The following is a 19842-nucleotide window of genomic DNA, read 5'->3' as shown; positions in this document are numbered from 1 at the left end:
ACAACTAATCACCAAGATTCGAAACCAGATACACCACTACCCAGGACTTGACCGGTGGACCCGGATGTGGTGGCCACGCTGCTGTCCTCCCGGCGGTTGGAAAAGCTCACCCCGCGCGAGCGAGAGGTCCTGGCCCTCATGGCCCGCGGCGCCAGCAACCGCGAGATCGAAACGGAGCTGGTGCTCACGGCGGGCGCGGTGAGCAAGCACATCGCCAACGTCTTCATGAAGCTGGGCTTTAGTCCCAGTGATGAGAACCGCCGTGTCAAGGCCGTGCTTACGTGGTTGCGGGCGAACGCTTAGTGCGCTTGGTGTAGCCTGCGGGTATGAATAAGCCCTATCTTGTTCTTCCCCTCTGTGCCGCCCTGTTGGTGTCCTGTTCCTCGCAGTCGAGCCAGGAATCAGCGCCCGAGCCCGGGTTCACCACGCAGGCCGAGGCCACGACTGAGCAGACAACTGAGCAGACCACCGAACAGGCAGCAGAGCAGCCCGAACACGTCACCGAAACCGTCACTGAGCAGCAGCAGGAGTGCGAGGATTCGCGTCCCCACTACCACCAGCGCTATGACTACGGCGCTGAGGGCGCGACCGCCACTGGCGACGACATCGTGCCCCGCCTCTACTACAAGGTCGAGGAGGGTGGCTACGACCCCTGCGCAAAGATCAGCTTCTCCGTGCTGAGGGGCTCGCTCGGTGATGTCAACGGTCCCGCGGGCACGGGGGCGTCGATTGCCGACGGCCTCATCGTCTGGCTCGGCTCCTACCCCGTGGAGGAACGCGGCATCATCGCCGACAGCATCGAGGACGTCACGGTCGTCGACGATGCCACCATCGAGGCCACGTTTGGCCGCCGCGGCGGTGCCACGGCCGAGGGCATCACGGAGCGCGGCCGGGTGACGCTGCGCGTCGAGCACGGAAAGTTCGTCGCCGTGGACGGTGACACTGACCTGTACAACACCATCCGTGACGAGGTTTCCGTCGGCATCATTCCTTAGGGCTGCTCCTCCTTCAGCTCTTCTTGCAGTTCCTCCTGCAGTTCCTCCCGCAGTTTCTGTGCTTCCTGGTGCGCGCGCTCGCGGCGGGCGTCGATGCATTGGCCGAAGGTCTGCACCCAGCGCTTGTTCTTCGGGGCCAGCGGCCCGGTGGGCTCGGTGACGGTCCACGTGCCGTCCTCGAAGAGCCAGTACACGTCCCTGGTGAGCGGGTCCATGATGTAAAAGGCCCGGCCGTCCGTTTTGATGCTGTGGTGGCTCTGGCACAGGCTGGCTAGGTTGGCGGGAGTGGTGGGCCCGCCGTCAGCGTGGTTGATGCGGTGGTCCTTCTGGCACCTCTCCGCGGGCTCGTTGCAGCCGGAGTAGCGGCAGGTCCCGTCCATCCCCTCGATGAACGCGGCCATTGTGGGCGGGGTGACGTAGCTTTCGGTGACCTGGTCTGGGTCCAGCTCGCGGGATCCCGCGGTGGGAAGGCAGGAGCTGGAGACCCAGCCGTAGCCCTGGATGAACGTCGGTGCGTTTGGGACGTCGCTCGCGCGGTAGGTGTTGAGCACCACGGTGGGCTGGGGCTTAAGTTGACCCGTGAGCAGTTTGAACGCGGCCTCCTCCACGGAGATCTCCTCCCGCTTGGCCACTTCGCGCACATGTTTGTCCGCGGCCGCGATCACCTCCGCGCTCGCCGTCAGCGAGAGCTCCGAGGTCATGCTGCCGAGCTGGTTGATGGCGTAGTGAGGCCGGCGCCGGGGGTCCTTGAGGGCGATGGTGTTGTCCTCGAGGTTGATGAGGTCGTTGAGCTTGCGCCGGATGTGCGCGCGGGTGGGCGGCGATTGGTTGGGGCGCCGGGGGCGCAGGTAGGCGGTGAGTGCTTCGTCGATGCGCTCCAGCGCGCCGGATAGGGGAGTACCCAGCTTGTCCAGGGATTTGTTGATGGCGATGAGCCGGTCGAGGTCAAGAACGTGATGCTCCTCCTGGAAGGCGCGCAACGTTGGCATCTCCTCTAGGCGGTAGAGGGCGAGGAAGATTTCTTTGACTCTGCCCTCATTCACGCCGGTGGCGTTGTACATCTTTTGGGCAACTAGTTCGAAATCGGCGTCGAGCTCAGGAAGGTGTGCGGCCCAGAACGCGAGCTCGGCGCGGCGCAGCTGGGCCGCCGCTGCTGCGGTGGCATTATCTGGATTGGTATGGGAAAAGTAGGGGGCGGTCACGGTGGCGTTTTCCAGAAGATACGGATTAGAACTAACGTACGAACACCACTATAAAACATGTCCCGGACATGCGCTGTGGGGCACTCAAACGCGCAGCTCAAGCGGGAGAATTGGGCGGCAGGCTAGGGTGGGGGCATGATTCACGGATCCATCGATGCGGAGGGGCGCTGCAGGCACTGGCATTCGCTTGTCGACGTCGTGGCGAACAAATGCGCCACCTGCCAGGAATGGTTCGCCTGCGCGCAGTGCCACGCGGAGCTTCGCGATCACCCGTTTGGGCGCATGCCAAAGGCCGAGACGTGCGTCATGTGCGGCGTGTGTGGCCAGCAGATGGATTACGCGACGTACTCGGCCTATGAGTGTCCGGGCTGCGGGCACCCCTTTAACCCGGGGTGCTCGCTGCACGCGGATATTTACTTCGAGGACAGCCCGGCGAGCTGATCCTGGAACTGCGCCAGGGCGGCGTTGATGAGCTCCTGCACGTTGGGCACGCGCAGGACGATGTCCGTGCCCGGAACGGCGACGTCGATAGTGGGCTGGCCCGGCTGCGAGAAGACCGGGATCACGCGGGAGTTCTCAGCGGGAGCGGGTGCGGGCTTCGGGGCAGGAGCAGGAGCAGGAGCGGGTGCGGGCTGAGGGGACGGAGCGGGCTGTCCATTCAGGTTGCAGCGGGCAATGGCTTCGTCGGCACGCGCGATGGCATCGCGGATCTCGGCGCCGCGCGGGTGGAAGTTGGCGGCGGCGAGCGCCTGGGACTTCTTGGAGTTGTAGTCGGAGGCGTTGGTGTAGTACTTCGAGGCCTGCTCGCAGGAGATCTGGCCGGCGGGCACTTTGGCCAGGTAATCGTCCACCATGTCGGCGGAGGCGGCCGGGGCGGTCAGACCGAGGACGAGCGCGGCGGAGGCGAGGGCGGTGGTGCGTGCAAAAGTCATGCGCCACATTGTGCCATGCCCTCGGCCCCAGCGAAACCCTAGTTGCTTGTGAGGAACCTGTGAACCAGTGAGTCGTATGCGGCGACGGTGAGCTCGAGATCCTCCAGATAGAGGTGCTCGTCGTGGCTGTGAAGCTGGGAATTCGCGCTGGCCATGTCACGGCCCTCGGCGTGGAGGGCGAAGCCATAGGCGTTGCCGCCGCGGCGGCGCGCCACGCGCAGGTCGGAGCCGCCGGTGGCCAGGACGGGCAGCACCTTCTTCTCCGGGGAGAACTCGTGGGCGGTGTCCTCGATGCAGTGCCACAGGGCGGTATCGGTGGAGGACTGGGTGGCGTCCTCGGTGATGAGGTGCTCGATCTCCACCTCCTCGGCGAGATCGCCCAGGGCCTCGCGCAGGAACTCGTCCAGCTCCTCCTGGCTTTGGCCGGGGAAGGGGCGGATGTCCATCTCCAGGTAGGCGTGGGAGGGCAGCACGTTGATGGCCTCGCCGGCGCGCAGGACGGTCTGGGAGATCGTGGTGTGGGAGAAGGCGTGCGCGTAGGCGGCGAGGTTGCCAAAGGCGGAGTAGTCGCCCTCGCCGCGCAGGAGGGTGGCCTCTGTCTCCGGATCGAAGCGGAAGGTGGAGACGAAGTCCTGCCACACCTCGTTGATGGCGGCGGGCGGCTCGGCCGCGGCGATGCGCCGGGCTACCTCGCCTATCTTGACAATGGCAAAGTCCTTGCCGTAGGGCGTCGAGCCGTGGCCGGCGTCGCCGTGCACGTGGAGGCGTCGCTGGCCTGCGCCTTTTTCGCCCACGTTGAAGCCCAGCGCGCCGGGCAGGTGGCTGCCGCCGGTCTCAGAGAGGCAGTTGCGCAGGGAATAGGCCTCGGGGTGATGGGCGTCGATCCATTGGGAGCCCAGGCCGCCGCGCGCTTCTTCGTCGGCAAGCGCGGCGAAGGCCAGGGTGCCGCCGGGGTTGCCCTCGAGCGCGACCTTGCGGGTCACCGCGGCCATCGAGGCGGTGATGAAGAGCATGTCCACCGCGCCGCGGCCGTAAAGTTTGCCGTCTTCGATGAGTGCGTCGAAGGGAGGCTTGCTCCACTTGGACTCGTCAACGGGCACCACGTCCGTGTGGCCCATGAGGGTGAGCGGTTCCTTGGTGGGATCGCCGGGAACCGTGGCCACGAGGCTGACGCGGCCGGGATGAGACTCGTAGCGGGCGATCTCCACGCCACTGCCAGCGAAGAACTTCTCCAGGGTGTCCGCGTTGCGCACCTCGTGGCCTGAGTCGGGGGTGAGGTCGTTGACGCAGGCGTTGCGGATGAGTTCTTGGATCAGGTCAAGGGTGGTCTCGTAAAGCGTCATGGCTAAAAACATACCGCCTTGAACGGTGTTCAAGTACTGTTTCCATTCATGAGCATTATTGAGATTGCACGCGAGAAAGCGCTGGAGCAGGGCATCGGCCTGAGCCAGGAGGAAATCCTCGAGGTCCTGCAGGTGCCCGACGAGCAGCTGGAGGAGATCGCGGACATCGCCCACCGGACCCGCCTGAAGTGGTGCGGGCCGGACGTCTCCGTGGAGGGCATCATCTCCATCAAGACGGGCGGCTGCCCCGAGGACTGCCACTTCTGCTCCCAATCCGGGCGCTTCGACTCCCCGGTGCGCGCCACCCGCCTCAACATCCCGGAGCTGGTGGAGGCCGCGAAGAGGACGGCCGCCACCGGGGCCACGGAGTTCTGCATCGTCGCCGCGGTCAAGTCCCCGGATGAGAACCTCCTGGAGCAGGTGGGCCAGGCCATCGAGGCCATCCTCGCGGAGGTGGACATCGAGATCTCCTGCTCGCTGGGCACTCTAAGCCTGGAGCAGGCGCAGCGCCTCAAGGACATGGGCGCGCAGCGCTACAACCACAACCTGGAGACCTCCCGCTCCTACTTCCCGCAGGTGGTCACCACGCACAGCTGGGAGGAGCGCCAGCAGACCCTCGATAACGTCCGCGCGGTGGGCATGGAGGTCTGCTCCGGCGGCATCATCGGCATGGGCGAGTCCCTCGCGCAGCGCGCGGAGTTTGCCTGGCAGCTGGCCCAGGTGGAGCCCTGCGAGGTGCCCATGAACTTCCTCGACCCGCGCCCGGGTACCCCCTTCGAGGATCTCCCGCTGGTCCCGCTCGGCGAGGCCCTGCGCGCGGTGGCGGCCTTCCGCCTGGCGATGCCCTCCGTCACCCTCCGCTTCGCCGGCGGCCGGGAGCTCGCGCTTGGCGATGACGGCACGGAGCGAGGCCTGCTCGGAGGCATCAACGCCATCATCGCGGGCAACTACCTGACCACCCTGGGCCGCAGGATTAACAAGGACGTCGACATGCTCGGGCGCATCGACCTGCCTATCAAGGCGCTGTAGTGTTTAACCCCTATAACGGAAAGCCCACGGACAAGGTCGAGCTGGACCCGGACAGCCTCGACGTCCCGCGCTACTGCTCCGAGTGCGGGCGCCGCATGGTGGTGCAGGTCCGCCCCGATAGTTGGACGGCGCGCTGTTCGCGTCACGGGGAGATCTGGGCCGGGGAAATCTGAGCGAGGGCAGTGCGCACGATAGCTCGCACCCGCCTGTCCAGCGGCATGTCCTCGTGGGCGACCATGGAGCGGCGGTCGTAGTCCTGCACGAAGATATTGCGCACCGCGCCCGTGGAGGAATCGAGGAAGCAGGTTTCGGGAGGAACCACGACGGCATCCGAGCGCGTGGCGATGCACGTGTAGGTGACGCCCTCCTCGAGGTCGCCGTCGCGGTTGGTGGCAGCCAGCACCTCGCTGCCAGCGACTTGTTCCATGCCGGCGGGGCCAAACCAGGCGTCGATCAGCGAGCGCATGACGTCCTCCTGACGCTCGGTGCGCACGAAGCGGCTGGCGATGCCCCCGGCGGTGGTGCCGTGGTTGGGAGCGCTCAGGCACACGAGGTGGCGCACCTTGGCCGCGCCGCCGTCGACCCGCATCCAGTAGCGCGCCAGCAATCCACCCTGCGAGTGACCCACGAGGATCACCTGCTCGGCGCCTGTCACCGCGAGGACGGCTTCGATGTAGGCGCCGAGCTGGCGGGCGGACTCAGCCAGCGGCTGGGTGGCGCGCAGGCCGTAGTCGGGGGCGAAGACAGCCCAGCCGTCGTGGCGCAGCTGGGGCCCAAGCTTGTGCCAGATCCCCTTGGTATCGCAGGTACCGTGGATGAGGATCACCGGCCAGGGGCGCGCCGGGCTGGGGCCAGCAGACCACTCGTCCTCGAAGATGCCGCGGGGCTTGATGCGTGCGCCAAGTGGGAGATCCATGGGGCCAGTCTAAAGGTTAGACTCGCGAGCATGACTGACCTGCAGCATGTCCCCACCGTCGACGAGGCTGTGGCTCGCCTCATCGAGCTCTATGAGACCTCCTGCGAACTCGCGCACAAGGTCTTGGCCTCCGGCGACTTCGACGCCTACCGCCACGTGGTCTACCCCAAGATCACCGTGGACGTGCGCGAGTGGCGCCCCATTGACCGCACCGAGCCCTTCGGCTACGTCGATCACGCCGGCCGGTACTCCGCAAAGATTTCCCGCCCCGCGCTCATGAAGGGCTACCTCACCGAGCAGCTCACCCGGCTCACGGAGAACTACCCCTGCGATATCTACGTGGGCCAGTCCAGCGAGCAAATCCCGCCGGAGTACATCGGCGGCACCATCCCGGAGGAGCGCGGATCCATCCCGCGCCCCACCCTCGACGCCGTGCACGACGCCATCATCGACGGCGAGTGGAAGGCCTTCCACGGCAAGGAGATGCCGCTGTTTCACTTCGGGCCGCAGCGCTTCGACATCGCCTGCGCGCGCATCGAGCACTACACGGGCATCCCGGTGGAGACGGTGCAGAAGTACATCCTCTTTACCAATTACGCCATGCACACCACGGAGTTTGTGAAGTTTGGCCTGCGCGAGCTGGCCACCGACTCGCGCTATACGGCGTTGGTGCTGCCCTCCGGGGAGGTCATCACGGACGCCGAGGCCACGCTTGACGATGTCCCCCTCAACTCCAGCTACCAGATGCCGCGCTTCGATCTCGTCACCGAGGCCGGCGATGGCATCACCATGATCAACATCGGCGTGGGCCCCTCGAACGCCAAGACCATTACGGATGCGCTGGCGGTGCTGCGCCCGGAGGCCTGGATCATGATCGGACACTGCGCCGGCCTGGACGGGCGCATGCGCATCGGCGATCTCATCCTGGGTAACGCCTATCAGCGCCAGGACCACATCATGGACCGCGTGGTGGACACCGGCAACCCCATCCCCGCCATCCCCGAGGTGCAGCGCATGCTCGAGGCCTCCGTCAACGAGGTCTATGGCTCCGACAAGTCCCTCATGCGCACCGGCACCGTGCTCTCCACCGATGATCGCAACTGGGAGTGGCAGACCGCCCGCGATCTCTGGGAGTGGCTGCGTCACTCCACCGCGGTGGCGGTGGACATGGAATCCTGCACTCTGGCGGCCAACGGCTACCGCTACCGGGTTCCCTACGGCACGCTGCTCTCGGTGTCCGATCTGCCCCTGCACGCGGTGCCCAAGCTGCCGGCGCAGGCCCAGGCCTTCTACTCCAACTCCAAGGAGGCACACGTCATGTGCGCGGTGCGCGCGGTGGAGTCCCTGGCGGAAAACCCGCAGCGCCTGCACACCCGAAAGTTGCGCAGAACTGTCGCCGAGGTGCCCTTCCGGTAACTAAGCTAAAGGGAAAAATTCGGCGAAAGCGAGAGTCCCGTGAGCACAGAACGCGAAAATCTAACCTGGGAATTGTTCGGTGAGGCCAGCCGCGACCTCAGCCAGCAGATCGTTGATTCGGGCTGGTTCCCGGATCTCATCGTCGGCGTGGCGCGCGGCGGGCTCATCCCGGCGGGGGCGATTGGCTACGCCATCGGGCTCAAGGCGATGGGCGCCATCAACGTCGAGTTCTACACCGACATCGGCGAGACCCTTCCGGAGCCCGTCCTGCTCAACCCGCAGCTGGACACCGACTCGCTGACGGGCAAGAAGGTCCTCGTGGTCGATGACGTGGCCGATTCTGGCAAGACCCTGGAGCTGGTGGTTAACCTGTTGGAAGAAACCGCCTCCGAGGTGAAGTCCGCGGTGATTTACACCAAGCCGCAGACCATCTTCGAGCCGGATTTTTCCTGGAAGAAGACCGATTTGTGGATCAACTTCGCGTGGTCCGTGCTGCCGGTGATCACCGCGGACGGCTCCTACCGGGAAGGCCACTAGCGTACCCTGGTGGGGAATCGAGAGAAAGGACAACGCACCATGGACGAGAAGCTGCAAACCCTCCTTAATGATCAGGTCATTCACGAGCACGGCGCGGCGATGATTTACACCCAGCTCGCCTACGAGATGGATAACCTCTCCTTCCCGGGCATGCGCGATTGGTTCTACAAGCAGGCCGAGGAAGAGCACATGCACGCGCAGAAGATCGCGGATCACCTGCTTGCTCGCGGCTGCCGCGTCGAGCTGAGCGATATCCCGGTGGGCTCCCACAAGGCGGCCACCCCGCTCGACGCCTTCGAGGCGGCCTACGCCCATGAGCAGAAGGTCTCCGAGCAGATCCGTGAGATCGCACGCACTGCTGACGAGGTCAAGGATCTCGATTCGCGCACCCTCATCAACTGGTTCCTCGACGAGCAGATTGAGGAGGAGTCCAGGGTCTCCGAGATCGTCGACCAGATCAAGCTGGTGGGCAACGACGGCTCCGGCCTCCTGCGCATCGACGAGGCCCTGGCCAACCGCTAACCCTCATGAACACCGCCCGTTCGATTACTCTGCTCAGCAGCCTCGTGGTGCTGGCCGTGGCGCTGGTGGTCGGCGTGAAGCTGGCCGCGAGCTACGTGGCCGTCGGCACCTTCCTCTTCGCCACGGCGTTGATGTTGGGGCCCTTCGCGGGCGTGGTCCTGTGTGGCAGCGCGGTGGTGGCCCGCAGCCCGCTGAGCAAGTCGCTCTTCGCGGTGGGCGGGATTCTGCTGGTCAGCGCAATCGTCTCCATCGGGGCCCTGCCCTTCTCGGAGGCGACTGCGGTGCTGCCGCTGTTCATCGGGGGAACCATCATCGGCGCGCTGGGTGTGCTGAGTCAGCGGATACACTGGCACCATGGTCAAGCTACTTTTTGATCTCTACGGCGTGCTCATGCGCCTCGCCTCGGCGGAGCAGCGTGCGGAGCTGGAGCGCTTCCTTGCACCGCCGGATCCCCAGCGCTTCTGGGAGGCCTATCAGGAGTGTCGCCCGGCGTACGACGCCGGAACGATCAGCGATGTCCGCTACTGGGAGCGCATCGGGGCCGTGGCCCAACTTTCGGACTTCGACGTCCGCCGCGCCATCGAGCTCGACACCGAGCCCTTCTTAGACTCGGATCCGCACATGGTCACCCTGCTGCGCGAGCTCATCGGCCAGGGCTACAGCGTGGGCATCCTCTCCAACATTCCCACCACGCTCTCGCAGCGGGTGCGCGAGAAGCACACCTGGCTGGAGGATTGCGCCGCGGTGACGTTCAGCTGCGACATCGGGGTGGCCAAGCCGGAGCTGGAGGCCTATCGCGTGGCTGTCGACGCCCTCGGGGCCAACCCCAAGGACACCCTCTTCTTTGACGACACCCCGAGCTACGTGGCCGGGGCACAGGCTGCGGGGCTCGACGCCCACCTTTTTCAAGGCCCGGACACTGTATTAAGCCAGCTCTAGCGGCTCACGCATGAGGGGATCCAGCGCGATGGCCCGAGTGACGGCGCGGACGATCTCCGAGTAGGAGGGGATGAGCCGCAGCTGCACCTCGGGGCCGACGGCCGCACGCACGGTGGCGGCGAAGAGCTTTGGGGCGGAGGCGTCGTCGAGGAAGGCCCCGCCGGCCACCACTAGCGTGGAGGGGGAGAACTCCTCGATGAGCTGCGCGGCGATGCGCCCGAGGCGGCGGGCGCGCTCGTCGAGGAGGGGGCGGGAGGCGCTGGCCAGCGAGTCGCAGCCGGAGGCCGAGAGGATGGCGTGGGTGGTCAGCGAGTGGGCGTCGTCCAGCGGGTAGGGGTGGACTTCGTCGCCGCGGGAGAGCGCGGCACCCACGGAGTCGTCCGCGTAGAGCAGCGCGGTGTGCTCGTTGTGCAGGGCGGCCTGGGTTTCCGAGCCGAGGATGGCGGGGATGACGGAGGAGACGACGACGGGCACGGCGAAGTGGTAGCGCAGCTCGCTGGCGATGTCCATGGCCTCCCAGCCCAGGTTGGGCGCGGTGACCAGGTTATTCGCGTCCACGGTGCCGGAGGTGGTCACGCCGATGGAGGCGAGGCGCCCCGGCAGGCCGGTGGCCAGGCGGTTGACCCCGGCGATGATGTGCTCGACGTGATCGGAGCCGACGGGGGTGGCGATGTTTTCGCGCTTGAGGGTGCGCCCGAGGACGTCGTAGAAGCCGATGTGGGTAAAGGCGGTGCCCACGGCGATGCCGACGAGGATCCAGTCGTTCTCGCTGGCCTCGAGGGGCACGGTGGGCCGGCCCCGGCCCTGGGAGCGGGTGAGATCCCGGCGCTCGTGGATGAGCCCGGAGCGCAGGAGCGCGGCGGTGGCGCGAGTGATCGTGGGCTGGGAGAGCCCGGTGGCCTCGACCAGCTCGTTCCGCGTCACGATCGGGTTGAGGCGCACGAGGTGCAGGCATTGAGCCGCGGGCGTGCGTGGCCGAGTGAACACGGGTCCGGGTGTGTGCATGGGCACCAGTATAAATAAATACAGACTGCTTTGTCTAGCACTTCCAAACTGTGCAGTCTGAAAATCTGGCATGGTTAAGCTGGAGCCCATGAAATCAGTAGCAGTGTATTGCGGATCCGCCGTGGGAAACCTGGAAAGCTATGCGGAGGCAGCGCGCACGCTGGGCCAGGAGCTGGCCCGCCGCGGCCTCACCCTGGTCTACGGCGGGGGCAACGTCGGCCTCATGGGGATCGTGGCCGACGCCTGCCTGGCCGGGGGAGGCACGGTCATCGGCGTCATCCCGCGTCAGCTGCTCAACCTCGAGCTGGCCCACCCGGGCATCACCCAGTTGGAGGTGGTGGACACCATGGCCCAGCGCAAGACCCGGATGGAGGAGCTGGCGGATGCCTTCGTCTGCCTGCCGGGCGGTGCGGGCACCCTGGAGGAGCTCGCCGAGGTGCTCACCATGCAGCAATTAGGGCACGTCACGGGCCCTATCGGCCTGGTGGACGTGGACGGATTCTGGCACCCCTTCCACAGTATGTTCGCCGCCATGGCCGAGCGCGGATTCGTGCAGGAGCGCTTTGTCGACGCCCTCGTTATCGCGCCCGCGCCCGCCGAGGTGCTCGATCGTTTCGCCACATGGGCCAACCCGGGCACCAAATGGGGCGATCATTAGCTAAAATTCGCCTTTATGAGTTTCGAGCAGACCGCGTCCCGTGAACCCTCCTTGTTGGATGCCTCGTGCGATAACTTCGTCCACGACCTCGCAGAGCTAACGCCGACCGACGCCACCGCCTGGGGCATTCCGGGCTACGACGGCGAGCTGGAGGATTTCTCCCCCGAGTACTACGAGGCGGTGGCGGACCGCACGCGCGAGATGCTGGCGGACCTTGATGCGCTCGATGACACCACCGACGAGTCCGACGATGACGATGACTTCGATGAAGTCGACTACGTCACCGCCGCCGTGTTGCGCGATAGGCTCTGCCTGGAGCTGGACCTGCACCACGCCGGCGAGGACATCCGCTGCCTCAACAACATCGCCTCCCCGGTGCAAACCATCCGCGATTCGCTCATGCTCATGGAGAAGGGCAGCGAGGAGCTGCGCTCGCGCCTGTCCAAGGTCAAGGACGCGCTGGCCGGGTACCAGGAGTCCCTCATCGAGGCGGCCTCCCGCGGGCTCATCGCCCCGCAGCGCCAGATCTCCGAGGTCTTCGTGCAGTGCGAGAACCTCGCCGATACCCATTCCATGCTCGATGACCTGGGCATCGAGGGCCCCGAGGTGGAGGCCGCCAAGCAGGCCTTCGGGCACTTCGCCGACTGGCTCTCCAACGAGCTGCAGACCCAAGCGCCCATGGAGGACGCCGTGGGCCGCGAGCGCTACGAGCGCTTCTCCAAGCTCTTCGTGGGCGATACCGTGGACCTCGACGAAGCCTACGAGTGGGGGCTCGACCAGGTGCGCACCATCAAGGCCGAGCAGGAGAAGATTGCCACCCAGCTCTACGGCGATCCCTCTGTGCGGGCGGCGATGCGCAAGCTCAACGGGGAGGAGCGCTACCAGCTGCACGGCACCGAGGCGCTGCGCGAGTGGATGCAAAGCACCGCTGATCGCGTGATTGCGGAGCTCGACGGCACTGCCTTCGACATCCCCGAGGCCGTGCGCAGCATCGAGTGCTGCATCGACCCGGCCGGCACCGGCGGCATCTTCTACACCGCGCCCTCCGATGACTTCTCCCGCCCGGGCCGCATGTGGTGGTCCGTGCCGGCGGGCCAGGAGCTCTTCCACACCTGGCAGGAGCTGACCACCGTTCACCACGAGGGCGCGCCGGGCCACCACCTGCAGATCGGCATGGCGCTCACCCAGCCGGATCTCAACCTCTGGCGCCGCGCGGTGACCTGGAACTCCGGGCACGGCGAGGGCTGGGCGCTCTACGCCGAAGCACTCATAGCCGAGCTCGGCTACATGGATGATCCGGGCTTCCGCATGGGGCTTTATGACGCCCAACGTTTCCGCGCCGCGCGCGTCGTCGCCGATATCGGCCTCCACCTGGGCAAGCCGCTGCCCGAGGGCGGCACCTGGGACAAGTCCCACGTGATGACCTTCATGCGCGAGAATACCGCGATGGATAACGCTAACCTCTCCTTCGAGGTCAACCGTTACCTGGGCTGGCCGGGGCAGGCCCCCTCCTACGCGCTGGGCCAGCGCCTGTGGCAGCGCACGCGGGACGAGGCACTGGCCGAGGGCCTCTCCGTGCGCGACTTCCACTCCCAGGCGCTCGCCCTGGGCTCGGTGCCGATGTCCATCCTGCGCGAGGTCATCCTCTCTTCCTAAACGCGCGCAGGATCTGCGGCAGGTAGCCGGCGATCACCAGCACGATGATGAGCCGGATGATCTGCACCGCCACCACCGCGGGCCCCGCCCCGCCCTCCGAGGAGAGCGCCAGCACCGTCTCCAGCGCCCCCGGCGTGGTGGCCAGGTAGGCCTCGAAGTAGGAGATGTGCAGCCAGGCGGTCAGCGGCAGCGCCGTGAGTGCGCAGACCCCCACCACGACCACGATGAAGAGCACCGTGGCGGGCAGCTGCTTGCCAAAGGCCTTGAGCGCGGGCACCGAGAGCCCGCCGCCGCAGACCCAGCCGATGGACAAGAATGCCATGATCTTGAAGGGCTCGATGGGCTCCAGCGAGTAGCCCGGCAGCAGCTGGGCCACCAGCACGGTGAGGATAAGCGGACCCAGCACCGCCGAGGCCGGCAGGTGCACCTTCTCGCCCAGCCACTCGCCGCACACCGCAATCGCCACCGTGATGCCCACCGCCCACCATGGCGTCGGCGCGGAGGAGCTGGCGAGGTGGTGGGCTGAGGGGGCGTCGAGAAGCGAGACCACCAACGGCAGGCTCACGGAGATCGCCAGCAGGCGCAGGTACTGGGTGAGCGCCACGTAGCGGTAGTCCGCCCCCAGCTCGCTGGCCAGCGCCGGCATGAGCGAGGCCCCGCCGGGCAGCATGGAGAGGATGCCAGTCTCCCAGGAAATATCCCGCGGCTGCGAGCGGTGCAGCAGCACGCCGCCGCTCATGCCCACCAGCACGGTGATGAGCGAGACCGTCACGGCGGCGGGCAGAACCCCCAGCAGCGTCGAGGCGGGCACCGTGGTGAGCGGGATGGCGGCCAGGACGCCGATGAACCCCCGGGAGAGGCCATAAAAATGCTTGTTGACCAGCAGGTCCTTGCCGGTGGCCAGGGCCATCGTGCCGGAGACCAGAATCGCCGCCAGAATCCACGCGGCCGGCACGTGGAGATAGCTGAAGAGCGCGCCCACCGCCACGGACAGTGGAGCGACAATCAACCAGCGAACCGACATGCGGATGAGTTTAGCAATGTGATTCAATGGCCCAGTGGAGATAGGAAGCTGGGCAATCCTCACCGCGGGCGCGGCGCTGGCCGGCTGGATCGACGCGGTGATCGGCGGGGGAGGGCTGGTCCTCATCCCGCTCATTCTCGCCGTCGCCCCGCAGCTGGCCCCGGCCACCGCCCTGGCCACCAACAAGGTGGCGGCTGTCTCCGGAACGGCCTCGGCGGCCTTCACCCTCGTGCGCAAGGTGCGCCCGCCGGCCAAGGAGCTGCTGGTCTTCGGCGGCGTGGCCATGCTCAGCTCAGCCGTGGGCGCTACTGCCGCCTCGCTGCTGGACAAGGACGTCATGCGGCCCGTCATCATCGTGCTCATGCTGGCCGCCGGGCTCTTCGTGGCCTTCAAGCCGGACTTCGGCAGCGGCGGCGCGGGCACCCGCAGCTCCTCCCGGATCTGGCTGGCCGCCGCCGCGGTGGCTGGCATCGCCTTCTACGACGGCATCTTCGGGCCCGGCACCGGCATGTTCCTCATCATGGCCTTTACCGCCATCTTTTCCCAGAACTTCCTCACCTCGGCGGCCATGGCCAAGGTGGTGAACACGTGCACCAACCTCGGGGCGCTTGTAGTCTTCATCGCCGGCGGCCACGTGCTCTGGAGCTTGGCGCTCGTCCTGGCGGTGTCCAACGTCATCGGCGCGCAGCTGGGCGCGCGCACCGTCCTCGGCGGCGGGACACGGCTCATCCGCTACGCTCTGCTCGCGCTGGTGGTGGTCATGAGCGTGTACCTGTCCTGGCAGCAGCTGAGCTCCTAGCGGGAGTTCTTCTTCGTGCGCGCGGTGGCCTGGGCATTCCACGGATCCTCCGGCCACGGGTGCTTGGGGTAGCGCCCGCGCATCTCCGCGCGCACGCCCTGGTAGGGCCCGGACCAGAAGCTGGCTAGATCATCGGTTACCGCCAGCGGCCTGCCCGCCGGGGAAAGCAGGTGGAACTGCACCCGTTGCCCGCAGAAGGTGGGTGACTCCGCCAGTCCGAAGCACTCCTGCAGTTTGATGGAGACCACCGGGCGCTCACCCGACCAGTCGATCCGCGCCTGGCGCCCCGAGGGCACCGCCAACCTCTCCGGCGCGAGCTCCTCCAGGCGGGTGGCCTCCGGCCAGGGCAGCAGGCGCTGCAGGGCGGGGAACATATCCGGCGCCCGGCCGTGGGCTAGCTCCTCCAGCTCCGGGCGCAGCAGCGGGGGGTCGACCTTCTCCAGATCCGGCCAGGGATCGCCGTAGCACGCGCGCAGGTGGCGCAGCCTATCCCGCAGGGACTGCGCCTTTTCGGAAAAGCGGAAGAAGTCCAGGCCCTCTTGGGAGACAGCCTCCGCCAGCGCGGCCACAGCCTCCTCGCCGGAGACCTTCAGCGGGGTCTCGGAGAGCACGATCGCCCCGGCGGATTTCACGCGCACGCCCCGCACCCGGGTCCCGTCGAGGAAGGCTCGGGTGCTCTCGCGCACCCCGATGATCTCCAGCGCGTCCTCCTCCGCGATGGGCTCGGCCTGGCGGACGAGGGCGCGTCCGGAATTGGAGAGCGAGACCTCCGTCACTGCTAGCCACGGTGCGTGCTCGCTTGACGACGCCCTCGTTCCACTAGCCAGCAAGTACTCCTCGCCCACCCGCTTGGCCACGCTCTCTGGGAAAGCCGTGGCGATGACCACCCCGGGGTCCACCGGCCCCTTATCGGGCACGAGGCGGGCGAGCCTGCCGGCGTCGGAATCATCAATCTGCGCAATGACCTTCGCCGCCTGCGCCCCGTGCGTGAGCAGGGCCGCCGCGAAGCGCGGATCGGTGGGCATGAGCGCCATCTCCTCGGTGGCGTGGAGGGAGGAGAGGGTGCGTTGGGCGCGGGCAAGCGCAGCCGCCGGGGGAGGATCGAGCAAGGGGAAGTCCTCGCCTGCGCCCCAGCACTGCATGAAAAGCGCGGCCTGGGTGAGATCGGCGGAGAGGATCTCGGGCGCGGCGTGCGGGGTGAAGTGCTCGTACTCCTGCTCCGAATAGCAGCGGATGACCGTGCCCGGCGCCTCGCGCCCCGCGCGGCCGGCGCGCTGATCGGCGCTCGACTTCGAGGTAGACACCGTGACCAATCCCGTCATGCCGCGCCGGGCGTCACGCTTGGGAATGCGGCTGAGACCAGCGTCGATGACGGTGCGCACGCCCGGCACCGTGACGGAGGATTCCGCGATGGAGGTCGCCACCACCACACGGGTGGCCTCCGTGTAGAGCGCGGCGTCCTGCTCCTGGGTGCTCTGCCGGCCGTGCAGGGGAAAGGCCCCCGGAATCTGCTCGCACACGAGGTTGACCTCCCGCACACCGGGGACAAAAACCAGCGTGGATTCGCGCTGCTCGGCGGCAAGCTGGGCAACACCCCTCCAAAACTCCCGCGTGCCCGCTGCCCTGCCCGGGATGGGCTGGTAGCGAACGTCGAGGGGATAGGTGGCCGCCTCGGTGACGTGGATGGGGGCGCCGCCCATGAGCTGGGAGAAGCGTTGGGCGTCGACAGTGGCGGACATGGCGATTACCCGGAAGTCATCTCGCAGCTGCGCCAGCTCAAGACACATGGCGAGCACGAGATCGGTGTCGAGCTGGCGCTCGTGCACCTCGTCGATGGCCACGGCGGAGACCCCGCTGAGCTCCGGGTCCCGGATGAGACGGCGCAGCAGCACGCCAGGGGTGAGGAACTCCACCTTCTCGCCCTTGCGGGAATCCCCCCGCACCGCGTAGCCGATGCGCTGGCCGGAGAGCTTCTGCAGACGGTTGGCCGCGGCGCGGACGGCGACCCTGCGCGGGGCCGTCACCAGGACCTTGCCGGAGGATTGATTGGCCAGCGCGGGCGGGACCAGGGTGGTCTTGCCGGTGCCGGGTGGCGCCTGAACCACCACGTGGCCGCTGGCGGGCAGTGAATCAATCGTCTGGGCGACGGGCAAACCCGCGCCGATTTCCTCAAGGTTGAACTGTGGCACGGTGCTCCAGTGTAGTTTCTGGGGTTTATCATCGTGCCTATGACAAAAGTAGCTGTGGTAACTGGTGCCTCCTCCGGAATCGGCGCGGCCTCCGCCCGCGCGCTGGCCGCGGATGGCTGGCAGGTGGTCATCGGCGCGCGCCGCGTCGAGCGTCTCGACGCGCTCGCAGAGGACATCGGCGCGGTGGCCTACCCGCTGGACGTGACCAAGGATGAGTCGGTGACGGAGTTCGTCTCCCACCTCGACCGGGTGGATCTGCTGGTCAACAACGCCGGTGGGGCCAAGGGCCTCGAGCCGCTCGTGGAGACCTCCCTGGAGGATTGGCGGTGGATGTACGAGGTCAACGTGCTGGGCACGGTGCGCATGATCCAAGCGCTCATGCCCAAGCTCGAGGAGTCCGAGTCCGGGCTCATCATCAACATGGGCTCCATCGCTGGGTGGACTACCTACGAGGGCGGCTCCGGCTACAACACCGCCAAGCACGGCGTGCGCGTCATCTCCCGCGCGCTGCGCCTGGAGAACCACACCGTGCGCGTCACCGAGCTGGACCCCGGGCGCGTGGCCACCGAGGAGTTCTCCCTCAACCGCTTCCGCGGCGATGCGCGGCGCGCGGCGCAGGTTTACGATGGGCAGCTCAACCTCAGCGCGGAGGACATCGCCGAGGCGGTTCGGTGGGTCGCCGCGCTGCCGGCCCACGTCAACATTGACACCATGACCATCAAGCCCCGAACCCAGAGCTAGAGAGCCCCCGAACCCAGAGCTAGAGAGCACAGTGAGAGAGTGAGGCAGCGATGATTTTCAGCACCACACCGACCATCGAAGGCTACGAGATCGCCGAGTACCTCAGGGTCATCGGCGGCGAGACCATCTCCGGCATCAAGTTCAGCAAGGACTTCGGGGCGGCCTTTGCCAGCTTCGCCGGTGGCCGCGCCGCGGGCTACGAGGAGGAGGCCTACAAGGCCCGCGAGGCGGCGCTCAACGACATGTGGAACCGCGCCGTCGAGCTGGGCGCGGATGCCGTGGTGGGCATCTCGGTGGACTACTCGACTATCGGCCAGGCCAACGACATGCTTTTCGTCGTGGCCACCGGCACCGCCGTCAAGCTGCGGGCGGTCTAACTACTGCTGCAGGCCGAACTGATCCCACGCCGCCGGGGAGAGGTTCTGGTAGACGTGCTTGAGCTCCTGGTACTCCGCCAGTCCGGTGGGGCCGAGCTCGCGGCCGTTACCTGATTGCTTCATGCCGCCCCACTCCGCCTGCGGGAGGTAGGGGTGGAAGTCGTTGATCCACACGGTGCCGTGGCGCAGGCCGCGAGCCACGCGCTCCGCCTTCCCGGCGTCGGTGGTGAACACGGCGCCCGCCAGGCCGTACTCGGTGTCGTTGGCAATCGCGATGGCCTCCTCTTCCGTGGTGAAGGTCTCCACGGTCACCACGGGGCCGAAGGCCTCGTCGTGCACGCAGTCCATCTCCTGGGTGGCGCCGTCGATGATGGTGGGCAGGTAGTAGATGCCCTTGCCCAGGTCGGTGTTCGCGGTGGAGTCCTCCGTGGTGGCCGCGCGCCCGCCGGTAAGGATGGTGGCGCCCTGCTCGCGCGCCTTGTCGACGTACGCCGCAACCTTCTCGCGGTGCTCCGCCGAGATCAGCGGGCCGGTTTCCGCCAGCTCATCGGTGGGGCCGCCGATCTTGATCTTCTCGGTGCGGGCGACAAGGGCCTCGACGAACCTATCGTGCAGGGACTCCTCCACCACGATGCGCGAGCCCGCCGAGCACACCTGGCCGGAGTGGAAGAAAGCGCCGTTGAGGGCGTTGTCCACGGCGACATCGAAGTCTGCGTCCGCGAAAATTACGTTGGGGTTCTTGCCGCCGAGCTCCAGCGCGGTGCGCTTGACGGTCTCCGCGGCGTTGCGGGCGATGATCTTGCCGGTGGCTAGGCCGCCGGTGAAGGAGACCATGTCCACGTCGGGGTGCTGGGACAGCGGGTTGCCGCAGCGCGCGCCGGCGCCGGTGATGAGGTTACCCACGCCGTCGGGAAGCCCGCATTCCTTGAGCACCGCCATGAGTAGCATCGCGGTGTGCGGGGTGAGCTCCGCCTGCTTGAGCACGAAGGAGTTTCCCGCGGCCAGCGCCGGGGCAACCTTCCAGGAGACCTGCAGCAGCGGGTAGTTCCATGGGGTGATCAGGCCGCAGACGCCCACGGGCTCGACGTCGATACGCGAGCGCAGGTTCTCATCGCCCGGGTCGACGACGCGGCCGTCGTGGTGCGAGGCGAGGGTGCCGAAGTAGTCGAAGGCGTTGGCGATGTCATCCATATCCATGAGCGACTCCGCGTAGCGCTTGCCGGTGTCGGCGGATTCCGCCTGGGCAAAGAGTACCTTGTGCTCGCGGATGTAGTCGGCCACGCGCACGAGCAGCTTGCCGCGCTCGATGGCCGGGGTGGAGGACCACACGCCGGACTCGAAGGACTTCTTGGCCGCCGCGATGGCGCGGAGGGTGTCCTCCTCCGTGGCCTCCGCCACGGTGCCTACGTGACTGCCGTCTGCCGGGCAGATGATGTCGCGGGTCTCGCCGCTGACGGAGGCCTCCCACTGCCCGTCGATGAAGAGGGACTTGGGGGACTCCAGAAGGTCAGTTGCCGTCGGATCAAATAAAGAGGTCATGCTTCTCCTTTGTAGTGGTTTTT

22 protein-coding genes and 1 pseudogene are annotated in these 19842 nt (G+C 66.9%); 15 read left to right on the top strand and 8 right to left on the bottom strand.

Annotated features, from left to right (window positions below; all coding sequences use genetic code 11):
• Window positions 1-54: 54 nt before the first annotated feature.
• Both Q4E25_RS08245 and Q4E25_RS08240 read left to right on the top strand, forming a co-directional pair.
• A pseudogene (locus tag Q4E25_RS08245) lies at window positions 55-303 on the top strand (response regulator transcription factor); the annotation flags it as partial.
• 23 nt (window positions 304-326) lie between these two features.
• Window positions 327-995 (top strand): hypothetical protein, encoded by a 669-nt coding sequence (locus Q4E25_RS08240; protein ID WP_303156262.1) that lies wholly within the window; start codon window positions 327-329, stop codon window positions 993-995.
• On the opposite strand, the gene Q4E25_RS08235 is transcribed toward Q4E25_RS08240, so the two are convergent.
• The gene (locus Q4E25_RS08235) at window positions 992-2197 is read right to left on the bottom strand and encodes an HNH endonuclease signature motif containing protein (RefSeq protein WP_303156261.1); all 1206 of its coding nucleotides are present in this window, start codon (window positions 2195-2197) and stop codon (window positions 992-994) included. The two genes, Q4E25_RS08240 and Q4E25_RS08235, sit on opposite strands and share 4 nt — an antisense overlap.
• A gap of 135 nt (window positions 2198-2332) precedes the next feature.
• On the opposite strand from Q4E25_RS08235, the gene Q4E25_RS08230 reads away from it, so the two are divergent.
• Window positions 2333-2638 (top strand): CHY zinc finger protein, encoded by a 306-nt coding sequence (locus Q4E25_RS08230; protein ID WP_303156258.1) that lies wholly within the window; start codon window positions 2333-2335, stop codon window positions 2636-2638.
• Here Q4E25_RS08230 and Q4E25_RS08225 read toward each other — a convergent pair.
• Window positions 2611-3129 (bottom strand): hypothetical protein, encoded by a 519-nt coding sequence (locus Q4E25_RS08225; RefSeq protein WP_303156255.1) that lies wholly within the window; start codon window positions 3127-3129, stop codon window positions 2611-2613. The genes Q4E25_RS08230 and Q4E25_RS08225 overlap by 28 nt on opposite strands.
• Before the next feature lie 38 nt (window positions 3130-3167).
• Entirely contained in the window at window positions 3168-4472 is a 1305-nt protein-coding gene (locus Q4E25_RS08220) for a M20/M25/M40 family metallo-hydrolase (protein WP_303156254.1), read from the bottom strand.
• A 48-nt stretch (window positions 4473-4520) separates the two neighbouring features.
• On the opposite strand from Q4E25_RS08220, the gene bioB reads away from it, so the two are divergent.
• Both bioB and Q4E25_RS08210 read left to right on the top strand, forming a co-directional pair.
• Window positions 4521-5501, top strand: a complete 981-nt coding sequence (bioB, locus tag Q4E25_RS08215; RefSeq protein WP_303156253.1) for a biotin synthase BioB — start codon at window positions 4521-4523, stop codon at window positions 5499-5501.
• Window positions 5501-5674 carry a hypothetical protein gene (locus tag Q4E25_RS08210; RefSeq protein ID WP_303156252.1) on the top strand — a complete coding sequence of 58 codons (174 nt, stop codon included), beginning with the start codon at window positions 5501-5503 and terminating at the stop codon, window positions 5672-5674. Before bioB ends, Q4E25_RS08210 begins: the two co-directional genes overlap by 1 nt.
• Here Q4E25_RS08210 and Q4E25_RS08205 read toward each other — a convergent pair.
• Complete coding sequence (locus Q4E25_RS08205) at window positions 5644-6417, bottom strand: lipase family alpha/beta hydrolase (RefSeq protein ID WP_368502617.1); 774 nt, start codon at window positions 6415-6417, stop codon at window positions 5644-5646. The genes Q4E25_RS08210 and Q4E25_RS08205 overlap by 31 nt on opposite strands.
• Before the next feature lie 30 nt (window positions 6418-6447).
• Here Q4E25_RS08205 and amn point away from each other — a divergent pair, with 30 nt between their 5' ends.
• Genes amn through Q4E25_RS08180 form a run of 5 tightly spaced genes read left to right on the top strand, consistent with a single transcriptional unit; the run spans window position 6448 to window position 9831 of the window.
• Window positions 6448-7833: an AMP nucleosidase gene (gene amn / locus Q4E25_RS08200; RefSeq protein ID WP_303156251.1), complete on the top strand. Its 1386-nt coding sequence runs from the start codon at window positions 6448-6450 to the stop codon at window positions 7831-7833.
• Between the two features lie 39 nt (window positions 7834-7872).
• Window positions 7873-8370, top strand: coding sequence for a phosphoribosyltransferase (locus Q4E25_RS08195; RefSeq protein WP_303156250.1), 498 nt, complete (start codon window positions 7873-7875; stop codon window positions 8368-8370).
• 39 nt (window positions 8371-8409) lie between these two features.
• Window positions 8410-8892, top strand: a complete 483-nt coding sequence (locus tag Q4E25_RS08190) for a ferritin (protein ID WP_303156249.1) — start codon at window positions 8410-8412, stop codon at window positions 8890-8892.
• A 5-nt stretch (window positions 8893-8897) separates the two neighbouring features.
• Window positions 8898-9266 (top strand): hypothetical protein, encoded by a 369-nt coding sequence (locus Q4E25_RS08185; RefSeq protein ID WP_303156248.1) that lies wholly within the window; start codon window positions 8898-8900, stop codon window positions 9264-9266.
• A complete protein-coding gene (locus Q4E25_RS08180) occupies window positions 9247-9831 on the top strand; it encodes an HAD family phosphatase (RefSeq protein WP_303156247.1) in 585 nt (194 codons plus the stop codon). Before Q4E25_RS08185 ends, Q4E25_RS08180 begins: the two co-directional genes overlap by 20 nt.
• On the opposite strand, the gene Q4E25_RS08175 is transcribed toward Q4E25_RS08180, so the two are convergent.
• Window positions 9817-10836 (bottom strand): ROK family transcriptional regulator, encoded by a 1020-nt coding sequence (locus Q4E25_RS08175; protein ID WP_303156246.1) that lies wholly within the window; start codon window positions 10834-10836, stop codon window positions 9817-9819. The two genes, Q4E25_RS08180 and Q4E25_RS08175, sit on opposite strands and share 15 nt — an antisense overlap.
• An 88-nt stretch (window positions 10837-10924) precedes the next feature.
• Here Q4E25_RS08175 and Q4E25_RS08170 point away from each other — a divergent pair, with 88 nt between their 5' ends.
• Both Q4E25_RS08170 and Q4E25_RS08165 read left to right on the top strand, forming a co-directional pair.
• Window positions 10925-11494 carry a TIGR00730 family Rossman fold protein gene (locus tag Q4E25_RS08170; protein ID WP_303156245.1) on the top strand — a complete coding sequence of 190 codons (570 nt, stop codon included), beginning with the start codon at window positions 10925-10927 and terminating at the stop codon, window positions 11492-11494.
• A gap of 15 nt (window positions 11495-11509) precedes the next feature.
• Entirely contained in the window at window positions 11510-13150 is a 1641-nt protein-coding gene (locus tag Q4E25_RS08165; RefSeq protein ID WP_303156244.1) for a DUF885 domain-containing protein, read from the top strand.
• Here Q4E25_RS08165 and Q4E25_RS08160 read toward each other — a convergent pair.
• Window positions 13134-14174: an AbrB family transcriptional regulator gene (locus tag Q4E25_RS08160; RefSeq protein ID WP_303156242.1), complete on the bottom strand. Its 1041-nt coding sequence runs from the start codon at window positions 14172-14174 to the stop codon at window positions 13134-13136. The two genes, Q4E25_RS08165 and Q4E25_RS08160, sit on opposite strands and share 17 nt — an antisense overlap.
• A 34-nt stretch (window positions 14175-14208) precedes the next feature.
• Between Q4E25_RS08160 and Q4E25_RS08155 the strand changes: the two genes are divergently transcribed.
• Window positions 14209-14973: a TSUP family transporter gene (locus Q4E25_RS08155; RefSeq protein WP_303156241.1), complete on the top strand. Its 765-nt coding sequence runs from the start codon at window positions 14209-14211 to the stop codon at window positions 14971-14973.
• Here Q4E25_RS08155 and Q4E25_RS08150 read toward each other — a convergent pair.
• Window positions 14970-17162, bottom strand: a complete 2193-nt coding sequence (locus Q4E25_RS08150) for an ATP-dependent RNA helicase (protein WP_303156240.1) — start codon at window positions 17160-17162, stop codon at window positions 14970-14972. The two genes, Q4E25_RS08155 and Q4E25_RS08150, sit on opposite strands and share 4 nt — an antisense overlap.
• Window positions 17163-17201: 39 nt before the next feature.
• Here Q4E25_RS08150 and Q4E25_RS08145 point away from each other — a divergent pair, with 39 nt between their 5' ends.
• Window positions 17202-17903 carry an SDR family oxidoreductase gene (locus Q4E25_RS08145; RefSeq protein ID WP_303156238.1) on the top strand — a complete coding sequence of 234 codons (702 nt, stop codon included), beginning with the start codon at window positions 17202-17204 and terminating at the stop codon, window positions 17901-17903.
• Window positions 17904-17953: 50 nt separating this feature from the next.
• Window positions 17954-18280, top strand: coding sequence for a YbjQ family protein (locus Q4E25_RS08140; RefSeq protein ID WP_303156235.1), 327 nt, complete (start codon window positions 17954-17956; stop codon window positions 18278-18280).
• On the opposite strand, the gene Q4E25_RS08135 is transcribed toward Q4E25_RS08140, so the two are convergent.
• Window positions 18281-19819, bottom strand: coding sequence for an aldehyde dehydrogenase family protein (locus tag Q4E25_RS08135; RefSeq protein ID WP_303156234.1), 1539 nt, complete (start codon window positions 19817-19819; stop codon window positions 18281-18283).
• Window positions 19820-19842: the final 23 nt, after the last annotated feature.

This window comes from Corynebacterium sp. (assembly GCF_030532325.1).
Taxonomy (GTDB): domain Bacteria; phylum Actinomycetota; class Actinomycetes; order Mycobacteriales; family Mycobacteriaceae; genus Corynebacterium.
The sequence above is the reverse complement of the archived record's forward strand: the minus strand, read 5'-3'. Positions and strand labels throughout refer to the sequence as shown.